Origin of the sequence: Clostridium sp. JS66, from assembly GCF_033561535.1 — a bacterium.
In the GTDB taxonomy this organism is placed as follows: Bacteria; Bacillota; Clostridia; order Clostridiales; family Clostridiaceae; genus Clostridium_AM; species Clostridium_AM carboxidivorans.
This window is the reverse complement of sequence record NZ_CP131467.1, coordinates 3256652-3273833: the sequence shown is the minus strand read 5'-3', so window position 1 is coordinate 3273833 and position 17182 is coordinate 3256652. Positions and strand designations below refer to the sequence as shown.

Annotated in this window: 14 protein-coding genes and 1 riboswitch; of the genes, 7 read left to right on the top strand and 7 right to left on the bottom strand. The window is 30.9% G+C overall.

What is annotated here, in order from left to right; translation table 11 throughout:
- Positions 1–119 precede the first annotated feature (119 nt).
- Complete coding sequence (gene adhE / locus Q6H37_RS15270) at positions 120–2753, top strand: bifunctional acetaldehyde-CoA/alcohol dehydrogenase (RefSeq protein WP_318733646.1); 2634 nt, start codon at positions 120–122, stop codon at positions 2751–2753.
- 190 nt (positions 2754–2943) lie between these two features.
- The gene (adhE, locus tag Q6H37_RS15265) at positions 2944–5520 is read left to right on the top strand and encodes a bifunctional acetaldehyde-CoA/alcohol dehydrogenase (protein ID WP_318733643.1); all 2577 of its coding nucleotides are present in this window, start codon (positions 2944–2946) and stop codon (positions 5518–5520) included.
- 121 nt (positions 5521–5641) lie between these two features.
- Here the strand turns inward: adhE (Q6H37_RS15265) and Q6H37_RS15260 are convergent, their stop codons facing one another.
- The 6 genes from Q6H37_RS15260 to Q6H37_RS15235 all read right to left on the bottom strand — a co-directional run bounded on the left by Q6H37_RS15260 (position 5642) and on the right by Q6H37_RS15235 (position 12604).
- Entirely contained in the window at positions 5642–7666 is a 2025-nt protein-coding gene (locus Q6H37_RS15260; protein ID WP_318733642.1) for a methyl-accepting chemotaxis protein, read from the bottom strand.
- 222 nt (positions 7667–7888) lie between these two features.
- Positions 7889–8260 (bottom strand): hypothetical protein, encoded by a 372-nt coding sequence (locus Q6H37_RS15255; protein ID WP_318733640.1) that lies wholly within the window; start codon positions 8258–8260, stop codon positions 7889–7891.
- A gap of 18 nt (positions 8261–8278) precedes the next feature.
- Complete coding sequence (locus Q6H37_RS15250) at positions 8279–8875, bottom strand: UbiX family flavin prenyltransferase (RefSeq protein ID WP_318733638.1); 597 nt, start codon at positions 8873–8875, stop codon at positions 8279–8281.
- A gap of 37 nt (positions 8876–8912) precedes the next feature.
- Entirely contained in the window at positions 8913–10406 is a 1494-nt protein-coding gene (locus Q6H37_RS15245; RefSeq protein WP_318733635.1) for a UbiD family decarboxylase, read from the bottom strand.
- 33 nt (positions 10407–10439) lie between these two features.
- Complete coding sequence (locus Q6H37_RS15240; RefSeq protein WP_318733633.1) at positions 10440–11267, bottom strand: MerR family transcriptional regulator; 828 nt, start codon at positions 11265–11267, stop codon at positions 10440–10442.
- Positions 11268–12124: 857 nt separating this feature from the next.
- Positions 12125–12604 carry a YbaK/EbsC family protein gene (locus tag Q6H37_RS15235; protein WP_318733631.1) on the bottom strand — a complete coding sequence of 160 codons (480 nt, stop codon included), beginning with the start codon at positions 12602–12604 and terminating at the stop codon, positions 12125–12127.
- Between the two features lie 126 nt (positions 12605–12730).
- On the opposite strand from Q6H37_RS15235, the gene Q6H37_RS15230 reads away from it, so the two are divergent.
- The 5 genes from Q6H37_RS15230 to Q6H37_RS15210 all read left to right on the top strand — a co-directional run bounded on the left by Q6H37_RS15230 (position 12731) and on the right by Q6H37_RS15210 (position 15670).
- Entirely contained in the window at positions 12731–13285 is a 555-nt protein-coding gene (locus tag Q6H37_RS15230; RefSeq protein ID WP_318733629.1) for an XRE family transcriptional regulator, read from the top strand.
- Between the two features lie 161 nt (positions 13286–13446).
- Entirely contained in the window at positions 13447–13890 is a 444-nt protein-coding gene (locus tag Q6H37_RS15225) for a methyl-accepting chemotaxis protein (protein WP_318733627.1), read from the top strand.
- Positions 13853–14077 (top strand): hypothetical protein, encoded by a 225-nt coding sequence (locus tag Q6H37_RS15220; protein ID WP_318733625.1) that lies wholly within the window; start codon positions 13853–13855, stop codon positions 14075–14077. Before Q6H37_RS15225 ends, Q6H37_RS15220 begins: the two co-directional genes overlap by 38 nt.
- 61 nt (positions 14078–14138) lie before the next feature.
- A riboswitch (SAM riboswitch) is annotated at positions 14139–14243 on the top strand.
- A 75-nt stretch (positions 14244–14318) separates the two neighbouring features.
- A complete protein-coding gene (gene proC, locus Q6H37_RS15215; RefSeq protein ID WP_318733623.1) occupies positions 14319–15161 on the top strand; it encodes a pyrroline-5-carboxylate reductase in 843 nt (280 codons plus the stop codon).
- Positions 15162–15214: 53 nt separating this feature from the next.
- Positions 15215–15670 (top strand): L-2-amino-thiazoline-4-carboxylic acid hydrolase, encoded by a 456-nt coding sequence (locus tag Q6H37_RS15210; RefSeq protein WP_318733620.1) that lies wholly within the window; start codon positions 15215–15217, stop codon positions 15668–15670.
- A gap of 146 nt (positions 15671–15816) precedes the next feature.
- Here Q6H37_RS15210 and Q6H37_RS15205 read toward each other — a convergent pair whose 3' ends face one another.
- Positions 15817–16863 (bottom strand): FAD:protein FMN transferase, encoded by a 1047-nt coding sequence (locus tag Q6H37_RS15205; protein WP_318733618.1) that lies wholly within the window; start codon positions 16861–16863, stop codon positions 15817–15819.
- Positions 16864–17182: the final 319 nt, after the last annotated feature.

The following is a 17182-nucleotide window of genomic DNA, read 5'->3' as shown; positions in this document are numbered from 1 at the left end:
CAAAATAAATGTCATAAAAAAGCAAAAATCATAAAAATGAATTAAAGTAAAACACATTACTTTTAATTAAAAGACTATTCTGAAAATATTTTGTTAAAAATAAGAAAGAGGTGTCCTTGATGAAAGTTACAAACGTTGAAGAATTAATGAAAAAAATGGCAGAAGTAAGAAGTGCTCAAAAGAAATTTGCTACTTACACTCAAGAACAAGTTGATGAAATTTTTAGACAAGCATCTATAGCAGCAAATAATGCTAGAATTCCGCTTGCTAAAATGGCAGCAGAAGAAAGTGGAATGGGAATAGTTGAAGATAAAGTTATTAAAAATCACTTTGCTTCAGAATACATATATAACAAGTTCAAAGACTTAAAAACTTGTGGTGTTATAGAAAGAGATGAAGCCTTTGGTCTTACTAAAATTGCAGAACCAATAGGAGTTGTTGCTGCGGTTGTTCCAACAACAAATCCAACATCCACGGCAATCTTTAAAGCTTTAATAGCATTAAAGACTAGAAATGGTATAATTTTTTCACCTCATCCAAGAGCAAAAAAATGTACTATAGCTGCAGCTAAGATAGTACTTGATGCGGCAGTTAAAGCTGGTGCTCCAGAAGGAATAATTGGATGGGTAGATGAACCAACAGTTGAACTTTCAGGAGTAGTAATGAAAGAAGCTGATATAATCCTTGCAACAGGTGGTCCAGGAATGGTGAAAGCTGCTTATTCATCAGGTAAACCAGCATTAGGTGTTGGTCCTGGTAATACACCAGCTATAATTGATGATTCGGCTGATATTAAAATGGCAGTAAACTCAATACTTCTTTCAAAAACTTTTGATAATGGTATGATTTGTGCTTCTGAACAATCAGTTGTAGCGGTTGATTCAGTATATGATAAGGTGAAAAAGGAATTTGAAGATAGAGGGGCTTATATTTTAAAGAAAGATGAAGTGTCTAAGGTTGGAAGCGTAATATTAATAAATGGAGCTTTAAATGCTAAAATTGTTGGACAACCTGCTTACAAAATAGCTGAACTTGCAGGAGTAAAAGTACCTGAAACAACTAAAGTTCTTATAGGTGAAGTTGAGTCAGTTGGACTTGAAGAACCATTTGCACATGAAAAGTTATCTCCTGTTTTAGGGTTGTACAGAGGTAAAAACTTTGAAGATGCACTTGCAAAAGCTAAAATACTTGTTGAACACGGTGGATATGGACATACTTCATCATTATATGTGGATGATATGAAAGAAAAAGATAAAATAGCAAAATTCGCTGCTACTATGAAGACTTGTAGAACATTAATAAATACTCCTTCATCACACGGTGGTATAGGTGATTTATTTAACTTTAAGTTGAATCCTTCACTAACATTAGGTTGCGGTACATGGGGAGGAAACTCTGTATCGGAAAACGTTGGACCACAACACTTAATAAATGTTAAGAGTGTAGCTGAGAGGAGAGAAAATATGCTTTGGTTTAGAGTTCCAGAAAAAGTTTACTTCAAATATGGATGCCTTCCGATTGCATTAAAAGAACTTAAAGAATTAAATAAGAAGAAAGCATTCATAGTAACAGATAAAGTTCTTTATCAATTAGGATATGTTGATAAAGTTACAAAAGTTCTTGATGAAATAGGTGTTGCTTATAAAATATTCACAGATGTTGAACCAGATCCAACTTTAGCTACAGCTAAAAAAGGTACTGAACAGTTATTAAGTTTTGAACCAGATACAATTATAGCTGTAGGTGGTGGATCAGCAATGGATGCTGCTAAAATTATGTGGGTAATGTATGAACATCCAGAAGTAGCCTTTGAAGACCTTGCTATGAGATTTATGGATATAAGAAAGAGAGTATTTACATTCCCTAAGATGGGTGAAAAATCTATGATGATATCAGTAGCAACATCAGCTGGTACTGGTTCAGAAGTTACTCCTTTTGCAGTTATTACTGATGAAAAAACAGGACAGAAATATCCATTAGCTGACTATGCTTTAACTCCTAATATGGCTATAGTTGATGCAGAATTAATGATGGGTATGCCAAGAGGATTAACGGCTGCATCAGGTATAGATGCATTAACACATGCTCTTGAAGCGTATGTATCAATAATGGCTTCTGAGTTTACAAATGGATTAGCATTAGAAGCTATAGAAACAATATTTAAATATCTACCACTTGCATATAACGAAGGTCCAACTAATAAAGAAGCAAGAGAAAAAATGGGTCATGCTTCATGTATTGCTGGTATGGCGTTTGCTAATGCATTCTTAGGAGTATGTCACTCAATGGCACATAAGCTAGGAGCACAGCATCACGTACCACACGGAGTTGCTAATGGATTATTAATAAATGAAGTTATTAAATTTAATGCAGTAGATAATCCAAGAAAACAAGCAGCATTCCCACAATATAAATATCCAAATGCTAAAGCTAGATATGCTAAAATTGCTAACTTCTTAGGATTAGGTGGAAAAACAGATGATGAAAAAGTTCAATTATTAATTAATGCTATAGATGATTTAAAAGCAAAGGTTAATATGCCAATGACTATAAAAGAAGCTGGAGTTACTGAAGAAAGTTTCTATGCAACTCTTGATGATATGTCAGAAAAAGCTTTTGATGATCAATGTACAGGAGCTAACCCAAGATATCCATTAATAAGCGAACTTAAACAAATATATATAAATGTTTTTGATAAAACTGCAGCACTTAAGGAAGTTGCAGTAACTAAAGAAAAAAGAAAAAATAAATAAGTGAATATAAAATGGTGTTTTAAAGAAATTTTAAAACACCATTTTTGTTGTTCTTTAAATGAATAACAACAAATAAGGAGAGAAACAATAAATTTGTATTAATTAAAATTTATTCATTTACATGATAATTTTATCTTACATTTAAGTAGAAAATGAGATTACAATTTTTTATTGTGAAAGAGGTGTTACTGTGAAAGTAAGCAATGTTGAAGAATTAATGAAAAAATTACAGGAAGTGAAGCTTGCTCAAAGAAAGTTTTCTAATTATACTCAAGAACAAGTAGATGAAATTTTTAGGCAAGCAGCTATGGCAGCTAATAATGCTAGAATAAAACTTGCAAAAATGGCAGTAGAAGAAAGTGGAATGGGAATTGTGGAAGACAAAGTTATTAAAAATCACTTTGCTTCAGAATATATATATAACAAGTACAAGGATGAAAGAACCTGTGGAATATTAGAAGAAGACAGAGCTTTTGGTATAACTAAAGTTGCAGAGCCAATAGGAGTTATTGCAGCAGTAGTCCCAACTACCAATCCAACATCAACAGCAATATTTAAGGCGCTAATAGCTTTAAAAACTCGAAATGGTATAATATTTTCACCACATCCAAGAGCAAAGAATTCAACTATAGCTGCAGCTAAGATAATACTTGAAGCAGCAGTTAATGCTGGGGCTCCAGAAGACATTATTTCATGGATAGATGAACCATCCATTGAACTTTCACAAATAGTGATGAGAGAATGCGATTTAACACTTGCAACTGGAGGTCCTGGAATGGTAAAGGCTGCTTATTCATCAGGTAAGCCAGCAATAGGCGTTGGTGCTGGAAATACACCAGCTATAATTGATGAAACTGCACATATAAAAATGGCAGTGAATTCAATATTGCTTTCAAAAACCTTTGATAATGGAGTGATTTGTGCTTCTGAACAGTCAGTAATAGTATTGGAATCAATATATGATGAAGTTAAGAAGGAATTTTATGAGAGGGGAGCATACATACTTGATAAAAACGAAGTAGACAAAGTGAAAAAAATAATATTAATAAATGGAAGTATAAATTCTAATATTGTTGGTCAACCAGCTTATAAAATAGGTGAAGTTGCTGGAATTGAAGTCCCTAAAACGGCTAAAGTACTTATAGGAGAAGTAGAATCGGTAGAACTTGAGGAACCTTTTGCTCATGAAAAATTATCACCAATTTTAGCTATGTATAAAGCTAAAAATTTTGATGAGGCTCTACTTAAGGCAGAAAGACTTGTAGAATTAGGTGGGTTCGGTCATACATCAGTGTTATATGCAGATGTTATGACATCAAAGGATAAAATAAAAAAGTTTGGTATAACAATGAAAACAGGAAGAACAATAGTAAATATGCCTTCATCACAAGGAGCTATTGGAGATCTATATAATTTTAAATTAGCACCTTCATTAACATTAGGATGTGGTTCTTGGGGTGGAAATTCTATAGCAGAAAACGTTGGACCAAAACATTTACTAAATGTAAAGAGTGTAGCTGAGAGGAGAGAAAATATGCTTTGGTTTAGGGTTCCACAAAAGATTTATTTTAAATATGGCAGTTTAGCTGTGGCTCTTAGAGAGTTAAAAGATATGAATAAGAAAAAGGTATTTATAGTTACAGATAAGGTACTTTATCAATTAGGATATATTAATGAAGTTGTATCTATTCTTGAGGAAATAGATATTGATTTTAAAGTGTTCATAGATGTAGAGCCAGATCCAACTTTAAAGACAGCTGGAAAGGGTGCTAAGGAAATGATGAATTATAATCCAGATACTATTATAGCAGTTGGTGGTGGATCAGTTATGGATGCAGCTAAAATTATGTGGGTACTGTATGAACATCCAGAAGTAAGATTTGAAGACCTGGCTATGAGATTTATGGACATAAGAAAAAGAGTATATGCTTTTCCTAAGATGGGTGAAAAAGCAATGATGATTTCTGTTACAACTTCAGCCGGCACAGGTTCGGAAGTAACTCCATTTGCAGTAATAACTGATGAAAAAACAGGGGTTAAATATCCACTAGCTGATTATGAATTAACTCCCAATATGGCTATAGTTGATGCTGAGCTTATGATGAATATGCCAAAAGGATTAACAGCAGCATCAGGTATAGATGCATTAACTCATGCTATTGAAGCTTATGTATCAGTTCTTGCATCAGAGTATACTAATGGTTTAGCACTAGAAGCCATTAGATTGATATTTAAATATTTACCTCAAGCTTATGAAGAAGGTACTACTAATATAAAAGCAAGAGAAAAAATGGCTCATGCCTCAACAATGGCTGGTATGGCTTTTGCTAATGCTTTTTTGGGAGTATGTCATTCTATGGCTCATAAATTAGGAGCAATGCACCACATACCTCATGGAATTGCTAATGGGTTATTAATAAATGAAACAATAAAGTTTAATGCAGTGAATGCTCCAGTAAAGCAGACAGCATTTCCTCAATATAAATATCCAAATGCTAAATGGAGGTACGCTAGAATAGCTGATTATCTACATTTAGGTGGAGATACTGAGGATGAAAAAATTAAATTATTAATAGAGGCCATAGATGAATTGAAATCAAAGGTAAATATTCCAAAGACTATAGAGCAAGCAGGAGTTACACGAAAAAGATTTTATGATACTTTAGATGAAATGTCAGAAGAAGCTTTTGATGATCAATGTACAGGAGCAAATCCAAGGTATCCACTAATAAGTGAAATAAAACAAATGTATGTAAATGTTTTTTGATGAGAGAGAAATAGTAATTATACTAAAAAATGTATAAAATACACCCTGCAGGATAGCACTAGTATATGTCTATCTTACAGGGTGAAGTTTTTTACATTATTGATATTAACAGTATAATTTTCTAAAGTTTAAATATCTTTATACTGTTTTCCAAATCTCCCGCTAAAGTTGAAAGATCTTGCACATTACGGGATATTTCTTGAAGTGCAGCAGATTGTTCTTGAGTAGATGCTGCTATTTCTTCTGTACTTGCAGCAGTGTTTGTAGATATATTTTGAATTTCATCTGCATTTTCATTTACTTGATTTATGCTATTGGTTGATTCTTCTACCATCAAATTAACTTTTTCAAGGTACTCTTTTGTATCATTAAAGGATTTTAGTATTTCGTGTAGAGATTCTCCTACTACTGTTACAATTTCTTCTCCTCTTATGGATTCCTTAGTTCCTTCTTCGATGGAGGAAAGAGCTTTTTCTGTTTTACTTTGAGTTGCAGCTATTAATTCTTTTATATTATTAGAAGATTTCATTGATTCTTCTGCAAGATTTCTTACTTCATCAGCAACTACAGCAAAGCCTTTACCAGCTTCTCCAGCTCTGGCTGCTTCAATTGAGGCATTTAAAGCAAGTAAATTAGTTTGATCAGCTATACCATCTATAAGTTCTACTATATTTCCTATTTGTTTAGAAGTTTCTTGAAGTTCTATAATTACCTTTGATGAATAAAGAACGCTATCTTTTATGACACCTATTTGGGTTACCATACTATTCATTTTGTCTCTTCCATCAGAAGCAAGATTGCTTGTATTTTCAGAAAACTCTACTACTGATTTAACTTGATCCCTTATAGATGTCATATTATCTACAGCTTTTTTTAAGGAAATAGATATTTCCTCTGTAGCTTTAACTTGTTTTTCTGCACCATCAGCAACTTCTTCTGTGGAGCTTGAGATTTCTTCTGATACTTCTGCTGCTTGCTGTGCAGATGACAAAAGATTGCTTGATGATGCTGCAATATTTTGTGACATGTTATTTATCTTATTATTAATATTTCTTAAGTTTTCAATCATGTTGTTAAAACTTGCAGCTACCATTCCTATTTCATCCTGTGACTTAATTTCTACGGATTTAGTAAGGTCTCCTTTTGCTGCTTCTTCTGCAACTTCAGCAAGTTTAGCTAAAGGCTTTAGATTATTAGATACTATTGTTATTATTATAAATCCTCCTAGTATAACTGCCAATAATGCTACCACTAAGGAGATTATAGCTATGTTTCTTAATGCTGCATTTTGGCTTGCCAAGGAAATTCCTATTTGTACAGCTCCTGCTACATTTTCACCACTATGTAATGGGATTGTAATATCATACACTCCATGTCCATTATAACTTTTCACATAAGAACTTATTTTTCCTTCTTGAATTGCAGATTTACTTCCTGTATCTGCTAAAATGGTTCCAGTTTTACTCTTATCACTATGGGCAGTAACCTTTGCATTTTTATCCATAGTAGCAGCATAAACTATATTTGAACCTTTTAATAATCTGTTAACAAGATTTTGTTCACTTATAGAATCATTAAGTTTTGCTATTTCGTTTGCTATAATACCTATTTGAGCTATTCCGCCGCCAGGTATGGCTACTTCACCATATTTATAATAGTTACCATCACCTATATATGAACTTTTTCTTATAGCTTCTACAGCTTTTTCCTGCTTTCCTTTCAATATTGCTTGCACATTGGCGTTATCTTTGTAATTGAAATTAATATTAGCAGGCATATTAGAATGTGTTATAATTCCTTGAGCATTAGCTATGTCTATTTCTTGAACACCTATTTTTGAGGCTATTTCCTTTAAATATTCATCGGATATTGATGGATTTTGACCTATTAAATAGCCTACTGAAGTCATTTTATCACCTAAAACAGTATCTATTTGATTTGACATAGCCTTATTAGTTTCCATTTCTGAAGTTATTTCTTTAACTAAGCTTATTCCTTGCTGTTCAACTTCGCTCTTCAGTTTGTTACTTGCAACATAAAAAATTATAGTAGTTAATATTGCTATAGCTACTAAAAGCACAACAACTGCACTGGCAGTTATTTTGACTTTCAATGAATTTTTTTTTGCCATACTTCCATTTTCCACAAAATCACTCCATTTTCATTATAGTATTGAATAATTTGTCATAATTGGACAAACACAAACTATATTTTACATCAACTATACTCAAAATTCAATAAGTTTAATTTTAAGTATAATTTAATTTTAAGTTAAATTATATTTATTTGCAGTATTGAGTGTATTACATTGTAATTTTTGTAAAAATAATTTTGTTCCAGAAAATGTTTTGTATGTTTAAGCAGATAACTATGATGAAAGTTTTGACAATAATATGTTTGTTAATTGATTTATAATATCCATAACCATATTAATTTCTTCAACTGTTATATTGTCAATATGAATACCGCAAGTTACAACTACATTTTTATTTAATTTTGAAGAAATGGTATGAGATACATATCTTGCAGCTTCATCATCTTTATGTCCCAATAAATTTAAAATAGATGTTGTTGCACTATTCTTATTAAAATCCGATAAACTAGGCCTAGGAACACTTAAAGTTACAGAACCTATGTGAGGGCTATCTCCGCCTGAAATTATAATACATAAATCTTTTCCTATTAAAATAGCTTTTAAGTTAATTTTTATTCTACCTTTTTCTATACTTAAATCGTACACTTATTAACCTCCGAATATTTAATAGATGGCGTTTTCTCCCCATCTATTAAATCCATTTACCTCAATGTGAAATTTATCTAGAATTTTACCAATAATGTGTGTATTCAAGTCTTCTATGCTAGCAGGTTTATTATAATATGACATCATTGGAGGTACAATAATTGCACCTAGTTCAGATAAGGAAAGTAAATTTCTTAAATGAATTGTACTTAGGGGACTTTCTCTAGGTACTAATACTAATTTTCTTCTTTCCTTAATAGTAACATCTGCAGCTCTCAAAAGTAAGTTGTCAGAATAACCACATGCAATACCGGCAGCAGTTTTCATACTACAAGGAATTATCACCATACCTTCAGTTCTAAAGGTACCACTAGCTATGCTTGCACCAATATCTTTTGGTGAATAAGTTTTATCTGCGAGGTTAATTACATTTGTTAATTTGTAATTTGTTTCTTCAAGTATAGTTTGTTCTGCACCTCTAGAAATTACTAAATGACTTTCCCAATCAGGATATTTTTTTAGTGTTTTTAATATTTCAATGCCTAATATGGCACCACTTGCACCACTCATACCTATTACTAGTCTTTTTTTATTAATTTTTAGATTATATTCCATAAATTTAAACACCTTTTTAATTAGTTTTTTAAAATTATTATTTTATATTTTTAAATAATTCTGGAGCAAAACGTCTTGGATCCACATCTTTAAATTTGGCTCTTTGGAATTTGTCTTTTAAATTGTAAGGTACTGTGCAATCAAAAATTACTTTACAAGAAATACCTTTATCTTTAAGTAGTGGATTATAATAAGGATTTTGAGAAGGATCTAATGGATGACAACGTACGCCGGGGATAAATACTGTATCAATATCACCTTGATAACGTGTATTAAGAGCCCACATTACATCATTACTGTCAAATGGGTCGACATCTTCATCAACCAAGATTACATGCTTAAGTTCAGAAAATGCTGAAAATGCCAATAATGCAGCTTGCCTTTGACGTCCTTCATCACTTGGTTTACTTTTTTTAAATTGTAAAATAGTCATATATTTGCCACCACCTGATGGATGTGCATAAACATTTAAGAGCCTGCCTGGCATGGCTTTTTCTATCATTTGTAGTATACTTGCTTCTGTTGGAATACCAGCCATACTAACATGTTCTTCACTTGGTCCAATACAAGTTTGCATTATTGGATTTATTCTATGAGTAACAGCTTTTACTTTAATTACTGGCAGTTCACTGCAAGCCGGTCCAGTGTATCCAGGAAATTCTGGCATGGCTTTTCCTGTATTTGTATTTTGATCTTCTCTAACACGTACATTAGGAAGTAGTTCTCCTTCTATAACATACTCTGCATTAGCAATAGCTTTTTCGTTAATTGTTAAACACTTAGTTAGTTTAACAGGTAATCCTCTAATGGCACCAGCAATGCTTAATTCGTTAAAGCCAAGAGGAGTTGTTGGTGGTTCAAAACATGATGCGATTTCAATAGCAGGGTCAACACCTATACTAATAGAAATTGGCAATGGTTTATTTAAAATTTCTGCTTTTTCGCGAAACACTTCTAAATGACGAGCACCTGGTACGAAGTACATTGAAATTTCATCCTTACTTTGTAAGCATAAACGATGTATTGTAATATCGGATTCACCACTTTCTGGATCAGAAGCATAGCACATGCCCATGGTGATATATGGACCAGCATCTTCTTCTGTATTAGTTGGTGCAGGTATCAATTTTCTAATATCAAAGTTTGGATCATCTGCATAATGAACAACTTCTTGACAGACTGCTTCAGTTTGAGGAATTGTTACAGGTGTAATTGGTTTTTTTACAGCTTCATTCAATAGAAATCCCAATTTTTCTGGTTTTGAATCAAGCATAAGGCCAACTCTCTCACGACTGGCTAAAAGTCCAATAATAACTCTTACATTTTTATGACCTTTAACATTATTAAAAATCATAGCAGGTCCAATTTTTGTTGGACGCATTACTGTTCCGCCAGCACCAATATAACGATAGACGCCAGATAGTTCTGCATGAGGATCTACAGGCTCATTAGTTTCAATTAACTGTCCTGGTGTTGATGCTAATAATTTTATGGCAGAACGCAAATCAGTTACTTTGTTTTTTTCATTCATATGTAATCCTCCTAAAATTAAAATATGTTAAATTTACCAAATTTTTTCTACAGGAATTTGTAATTGACAAAAGTCAACGTTTGTATTCTCATCATAAAAAGTAGTATCCAAAAGACACATATCAATTATATTTCCTGTAATTTTATAACTATTATCATTAATCCATTCTATTAATTGGTATAAAAACTTAGTATCATAAGGCATCCCATATTTATACATGCAAACATACTTTCCAGGTGGAAGAGTAATAATGTTTTCCATGTTATCATTATCAGAAGATATTATTGAAAATACTCCAGCACCCTGAAATATGTATTTTTTATTTAATTGATTTTTCATTATAATAGTACCAAATTTTCTGGGAGAAAGTATTCCGATTTTATTTAGAATATTGCATGCCTTCATACTAGTAAAGTGTAGTTCCTTTTTAGATATTTCATTTTCAAAAGGAATAAATAGTGCTTTTCTTTCACCAAATTCTTCTATTATAGGTTTGCAAAGTTCATCTTTAAATTGATCAACATTTGTATATACATTTAATCTTTGTTTAATAAGTTCACGAATGGATAACAAGCTTTTAATTTCTTCATCTACAAATTCTTTATGGTATTCCAATAAGGAAATAGCTGAAGTAAGATTTCTATGTTCTATATGTTTTTTTATATCATCAAGCTTAATGCCTATAAATTTTAGAAAACAAATTTCTCTTAAGAATGGAATCTGATAAGGACTATAGTATCTGTAGCCTTTGTCATCAACATCATTTGGCTTAAATAATCCTATTTTGTCATAATAAATAAGAGTTTGTCTTGAAATGTTATGTATTGAGGCCATTTCACTTATTGATAGATACTTTTTCAATATACTGCTCCTTTCTTTTTAGCTGCTTACTTAAGATTTTAAGGTGTATAATAACTATATAGTCAATACTAATTTTCAATTTCTTTCATATTCTGCTTCTGCAATTTAAAAATTATGCGATATAAAGGTACAGTGGAAGTTTGAATTTTAACTTTTACTTCATGATATATGATAAGTGTGTCATCACGGCTAAATGTTTTAATTATTCTAAAGTTCTAAGTTTTGGAAAGCCTAAGAACTTTGTCAAACTCGGTTCCCTCAGACAGGACTAAAGTTCTAAGGCTTTCCAAAACTTAGAACTAAGAATAATACTAAAACAATTTAGCTAATGGGATGACACACTTATCATATATCACTGCATAAAAGTTAAAATTCAAACTAGCAAGTTCAAGTGTACACATCTAATTACATTGTTATAAGTAATTTTAGTAAGCCAAATTATATTTATAATCATAAATTACAACGCCTAAAGATTAAGGCGCAGCCTGCTGTTAGTAATATATTTAGTTTGAAAAGCAGTTGCTTTCTATTATGTTGAAGTGTCTTATAAGATACTTATTATTTTTGCAGACTGTGACATAGGATACTATTAAAATAGCTGAAATATATGTAAACTAGATAATGAGCATTATAAAATCTACACTTTTTTCTGGAGAGCTATAATTATAATGTATTATAAGCAATTTATCATATTAGAATTACAATAGTTACTACACAACTTTTTAGGCATTAGAGCTCCTTAATGAACGGTTGGCTTTTATATACACCATATATTCAATGTGGACTCCACCTAAAAAGTTGTGTTGCAATATGCTTATATTAACCCCAAATTATATATGATAAAGTTGAGTTAATAATTATTTAATAGAGATAATATCTCCTTTTGTTATTTCAACTAAAATTTTTGGAGTTAATTTAAAAACAGCGTTAGGTGTACCAGCAGCAGACCATATTTCATCATATTGCATTAAATCTTCATCAATTAATGTAATAATAGAATCTTTATGACCGATAGGGGGAATACCACCTATGGCAAAACCTGTGTGTTCTAAAACAAAGTCAGCATCTGCTTTTTGAAGTTTTTCGCCTATATGTTCCTTAATGACTTTTTCATTTACTCTATTTGTGCCGCTTGCTATAATTAAGATAGGTTTTTGGGAAGCCTTACCTTTAAAAATTAATGACTTAGCTATTTGACTTACTGTGCAACCTATAGTATTTGCTGCTTCCTGCGCAGTACGAGTAGAATCTGATAACTCAACTACATTAAGTTCAAATCCAAATTCATTGAGTACATTTTGAACTTTTTGAGCACTTTTCTTTAAATTAGATGACATAAAGATTACCTCCTTTAACTTTAATTGTTATTTTTATGTTAAATCATTCTAGTAAATATTAAAACAATTATGTATAATATATTATACATATATACAATATAACAAACAATACATTGGAGGAAAAAAATGAAAGATTTTAATTTAATAATAGGAAAAAATTTAAACAATATTAGAAGACAAAAAGGATTGAGCCTAGATAAGGTTGCTGAACTTACTGGAGTAAGTAAGGGAATGCTAGCACAAATAGAAAAAGGTATTTCAAATCCAACAGTAACTACATTATGGAAAATAGCTACAGGATTGAATGTATCTTTTTCATATTTTATGGAAGAAGAAAATAGAGAAATTGTTTATGTTTCTCATAATAATATTAAACCAATAATAGAAAATGATAAAAAAATGATGGTGTACCCACTGTTTGCTTATGACAATACTAGGAGATTTGAAGTGTTTACTATTGAATTAGAACCAGGATGTGATCATAAATCTGTACCACATAATGAAGGAACAGAAGAATATATTGTTGTTGCAAAAGGAAAGATGGAAGTAGTGATAGGTGGTCTAGTGTATAAACTATCCTATGGAGATGCAATAAGATATTTTGCGAATAGATCTCACTGTTATAGAAATACAACAGATGAAACAGTAATTTTTCAGCATATAATTTATTATTCCAAATAGATATTTAAATTTACAATTATATAAAACAAGTTAAGGATATTATAAATTGAACGAAAATAATAGGAACTATATCTGAAAATTCTGTAAAACATGCTTCTGACATTTTTTATATAAAAGAAAATTTTAATGAATTTGGTAAAAGTATAGAAAATACGGCTAAAATGATGGACGAATTTGATATAATGGCAATTGATATTAAAGAAAGTAATAGTAAATTAAACTTATTGACAGATTCAATAAATGATATATCGTATCAAACTAACTTACTTGCATTAAATGCGTCTATAGAAGCATCTAGAGCAGGAGAAGCTGGAAGAGGATTTAGTGTTGTAACAGATGAGATTAGAATTCTTGCAGAACAATCAAAAATGTCCTCTCAGAATATTAGTGAACTTTTAAAAAATGTTTCTAAACAAAGTAGTAATGTTGTAACTGATACTAAAAATGTAGATTTTCAATTTTCAAATCAAATAGGTATTGTAAATAGTATTGCCAGTTCCTTTAGTGAAATAATTAGTGATATTGAAAAGTTGTTGCCAGGAATAAGTTTGGTTAATAAATCTATCATTGAAGCTAATAATAAAAAAATCTATAATAATAAATAGTTTAGAAAATTCATCTTCTTCTGCAGAAGAAATTTCTACATCTTCTAGAGAAATAGCTGCTCTAGCTGAAGAATTAAGCAGTTCTACTGAGGAAGTTGCTAATGCTTCTGAAAAATTGTTGCATATGATTGATAATGTAATGAACAATGTAAATAAGTTCAAAACATTAAAAGAAAATGAAAAATAAAGAAAGTTCTGTTGACAGAGAAATTGTTTGTTAGTATAATACAAATAATAAATTGAAAATTTGTTTATCAAGAGTGGTGGAGGGACTGGCCCAATGAAACCCGACAACCAGTATTATTTATAATACATTGGTGTCAATTCCTGCAGCTTAAGCTGAAAGATAAGGACAACGCTGTTTATTTAGTTCAAGGCTTTCCTTGAACTTTATTTTTTGTAAAATAATTACATAAGGGAGGATAAAAATGAGCACTTTAGGTAAAAAAATTGGATTTATTGGAGCAGGACAAATGGGAGAAGCTATAATGAGAGGGCTAATAAAAGCAGATCTTGTATCTTCTTGTGATGTATATGTTATGGATATTTTGGATTCTAGACTTCAATATATTAAAGAAAAGTTTGATGTAGTTAATTCAAGTAGTGATAAAAGTACAGGTTACAGTTATTTGGTAGATAACTGTGATATTATATTTTTATGTGTTAAACCACAAGTTATAAAGGAAGTTTTAGAACTTATACAGGATTGTAATTGGCATAAGGAAAATCAGCTTGCAATTTCAATTGTTGGAGGTATAAGTACTTCATTTATTGAAAAATATTTAAAGGAAGTCCCTGTGATTAGAGTAATACCAAATACACCTATGTTAGTTAATGTTGGAGCTTCAGGGGTGGCAAAGGGCAAAAATGCAAAGAATGAACATTCAGAATTAGCTCTTAAAATTTTTAAAGCTCTAGGAGTAACTTATTTAGTGCCTGAAAATTTAATTGATTCTGTAATGGCTATAAGTGGTTGTGGACCTGCATATGTTTATATGCTTATCGAGGCTATGGCCAATGGTGGAGTAGAATTGGGAGTTCCTCGTGAAATGGCTCAAACTTTGGCAGCACAAACAGTTATGGGAGCAGCTAAAATGGTTTTAGAAACTTGCGAACACCCAGGAAGTTTAAAGGATAAGGTTTGCTCTCCAGGAGGATCTACTATTGCAGGAGTTAGAGCTTTAGAACAAGGTGCATTTAGAGGTACCATCATGAATGCTATTGAAGCTGGCAAAGTACGTATGGAAGAAGTTGCAAAAAAATCAGAATAATGATCATGCTTTAAATAATGAAATAATTTAATAATATGGAAGGAAGATAAATTATGGGCAAAATAAGAAGTACCGATGAACCAGTAGGAAGAATGGCGAAGCTTATGGCTGAATTGCATTATTTTATGGCAAAGGAAATGATAGATAGATTAGGTGAAGAAAAAGGAAAAGAAGCAGTTAGAGCTGCCATAACTAAATTTGGTGAAGCAAGAGCTGAAGTTATGCTAGAAGAAGCTAAAGAAAAAGGACTTGAAATAAATGCAGAAACCTTTTCCAAGATAAAAGATATGCCATCAATTTCATGGGAAAAAGATCCAGAAAATCCTTGTGATATGACATATTGTCCTATGCATGATATGTGGGAACAATTAGAAGCTGAAGATATTGGAGCATTATACTGTGAAATAGATGATGTTTTATATAATAAGTTTAATTTAAATTTTGAAAGACCTTTGTGCAAAACTAATGGAGATAAATGTTGTAGATTTATAGTTAAAGATAGAAAATGATCATATAAAATTTATTTTTTAAAGCCAATAAATAAGAACATTATTTTTAAAACTTAAATAAATGCGGTTAAAGTTGGAATTTAAGTTGAAAAATATGTTCTTATTTTGTTTTTAAATAATTTATAGAAACTATTATATTTAAAATTCTATTTTATGTATTTAAAATCTTTATTTATATCTTCGATTTTATCTTTTAATCCTGATGAAGTATATATTTTATAATCAGATGTAGTAATTTCACAGTTTACTTTTGGTAAGTTTTCTACAAATTGAATACCTTTTTCTCTTCCTAATATAAATACAGTTGTTGACAGAAGGTCACAAATCATAGAATTATCATTAAGATTTCCATCAGCTATTATTGTATCACTGATAACACCATTATCTGCAGGATATCCTGTATGTGGATCAATTATATGATGATATCTTTTGCCATTTTTTATAAAATATCTTTCATAGTCGCCTGACGTAGATAAAGCTTTATTAGATATCTCAATGGTTCCAAGAAAATTATCACTGCTATTACTTCTAGGATGTTGAATTGCCACAGACCATGGAGACTTACTTTCATTTTGACCAACAGCGTATATACTGCTATTTCCTAAGTTTATAAGACCATTTTTTATATTGTACTTTTTATAAATTTTTAATACTTCGTCACAAGCAAAGCCTTTAGCAATACCTCCTAAGTCTATAGACATACCTGCCTTTTGAAGCATAATACTGCTGTCAGCTTCATTAATACTGATTTTGTCATACCCTACTAAAGTTAACTTGGATTTTATTTCAGAATCAGAGGGTACTCTCTCGTTTTGAGTTCCAATACCCCATAGTTTTATTAAAGGGCCAGTGGTTATATCCCAGGCACCGTTACTCAATTTTGAGTACTGAATTGATGCTTTAATCATTTTTAGTATCTCAGGATGAACTTTTACATAATTCTTACCAGCAGAATTATTAATCTTACTAACATCGCTAGTATTAATATTGGGGCTTGCCATTTTGTCTAATTCATCTATTTTTTTCAAAGATTCTTCAACTGCAATTTTAGCATTAGGACCATAAGCTTTTAAATCCATAAATGTATCCATTTTAATAGCATTTTGTTCATATAGAGTATTGTTATTAGAGCATGAAGTTAGAGAAAGTGTAATGAAAATACATACAAGTAATAGTGCACTGATTTTTTTCATATTATATATCCTCCTGGTTAAACAAGTTTAGTGAAAATTAGTCATATATGCTCCTCAATTATAGAAAAAGTATACAATTAAGTCAATGGAATTTGTTTAGTAAAAACTTAACTTTTGAAGTTTTTAAAAGAAGTTGCTTCATATTCATACTCATTATATTAAGTTAAAATTTTGTATGTGCGAAAGTTGAGTTAAGAATAATTGAATAAAATTGAGGGATTGGAAAATATATGTTATAATTTCACTTAAAGTAGCATTTGTATATGTATACTAAAGATATTTTTTATTATAAGCATTTTAATTATAAAGAAATTATTAA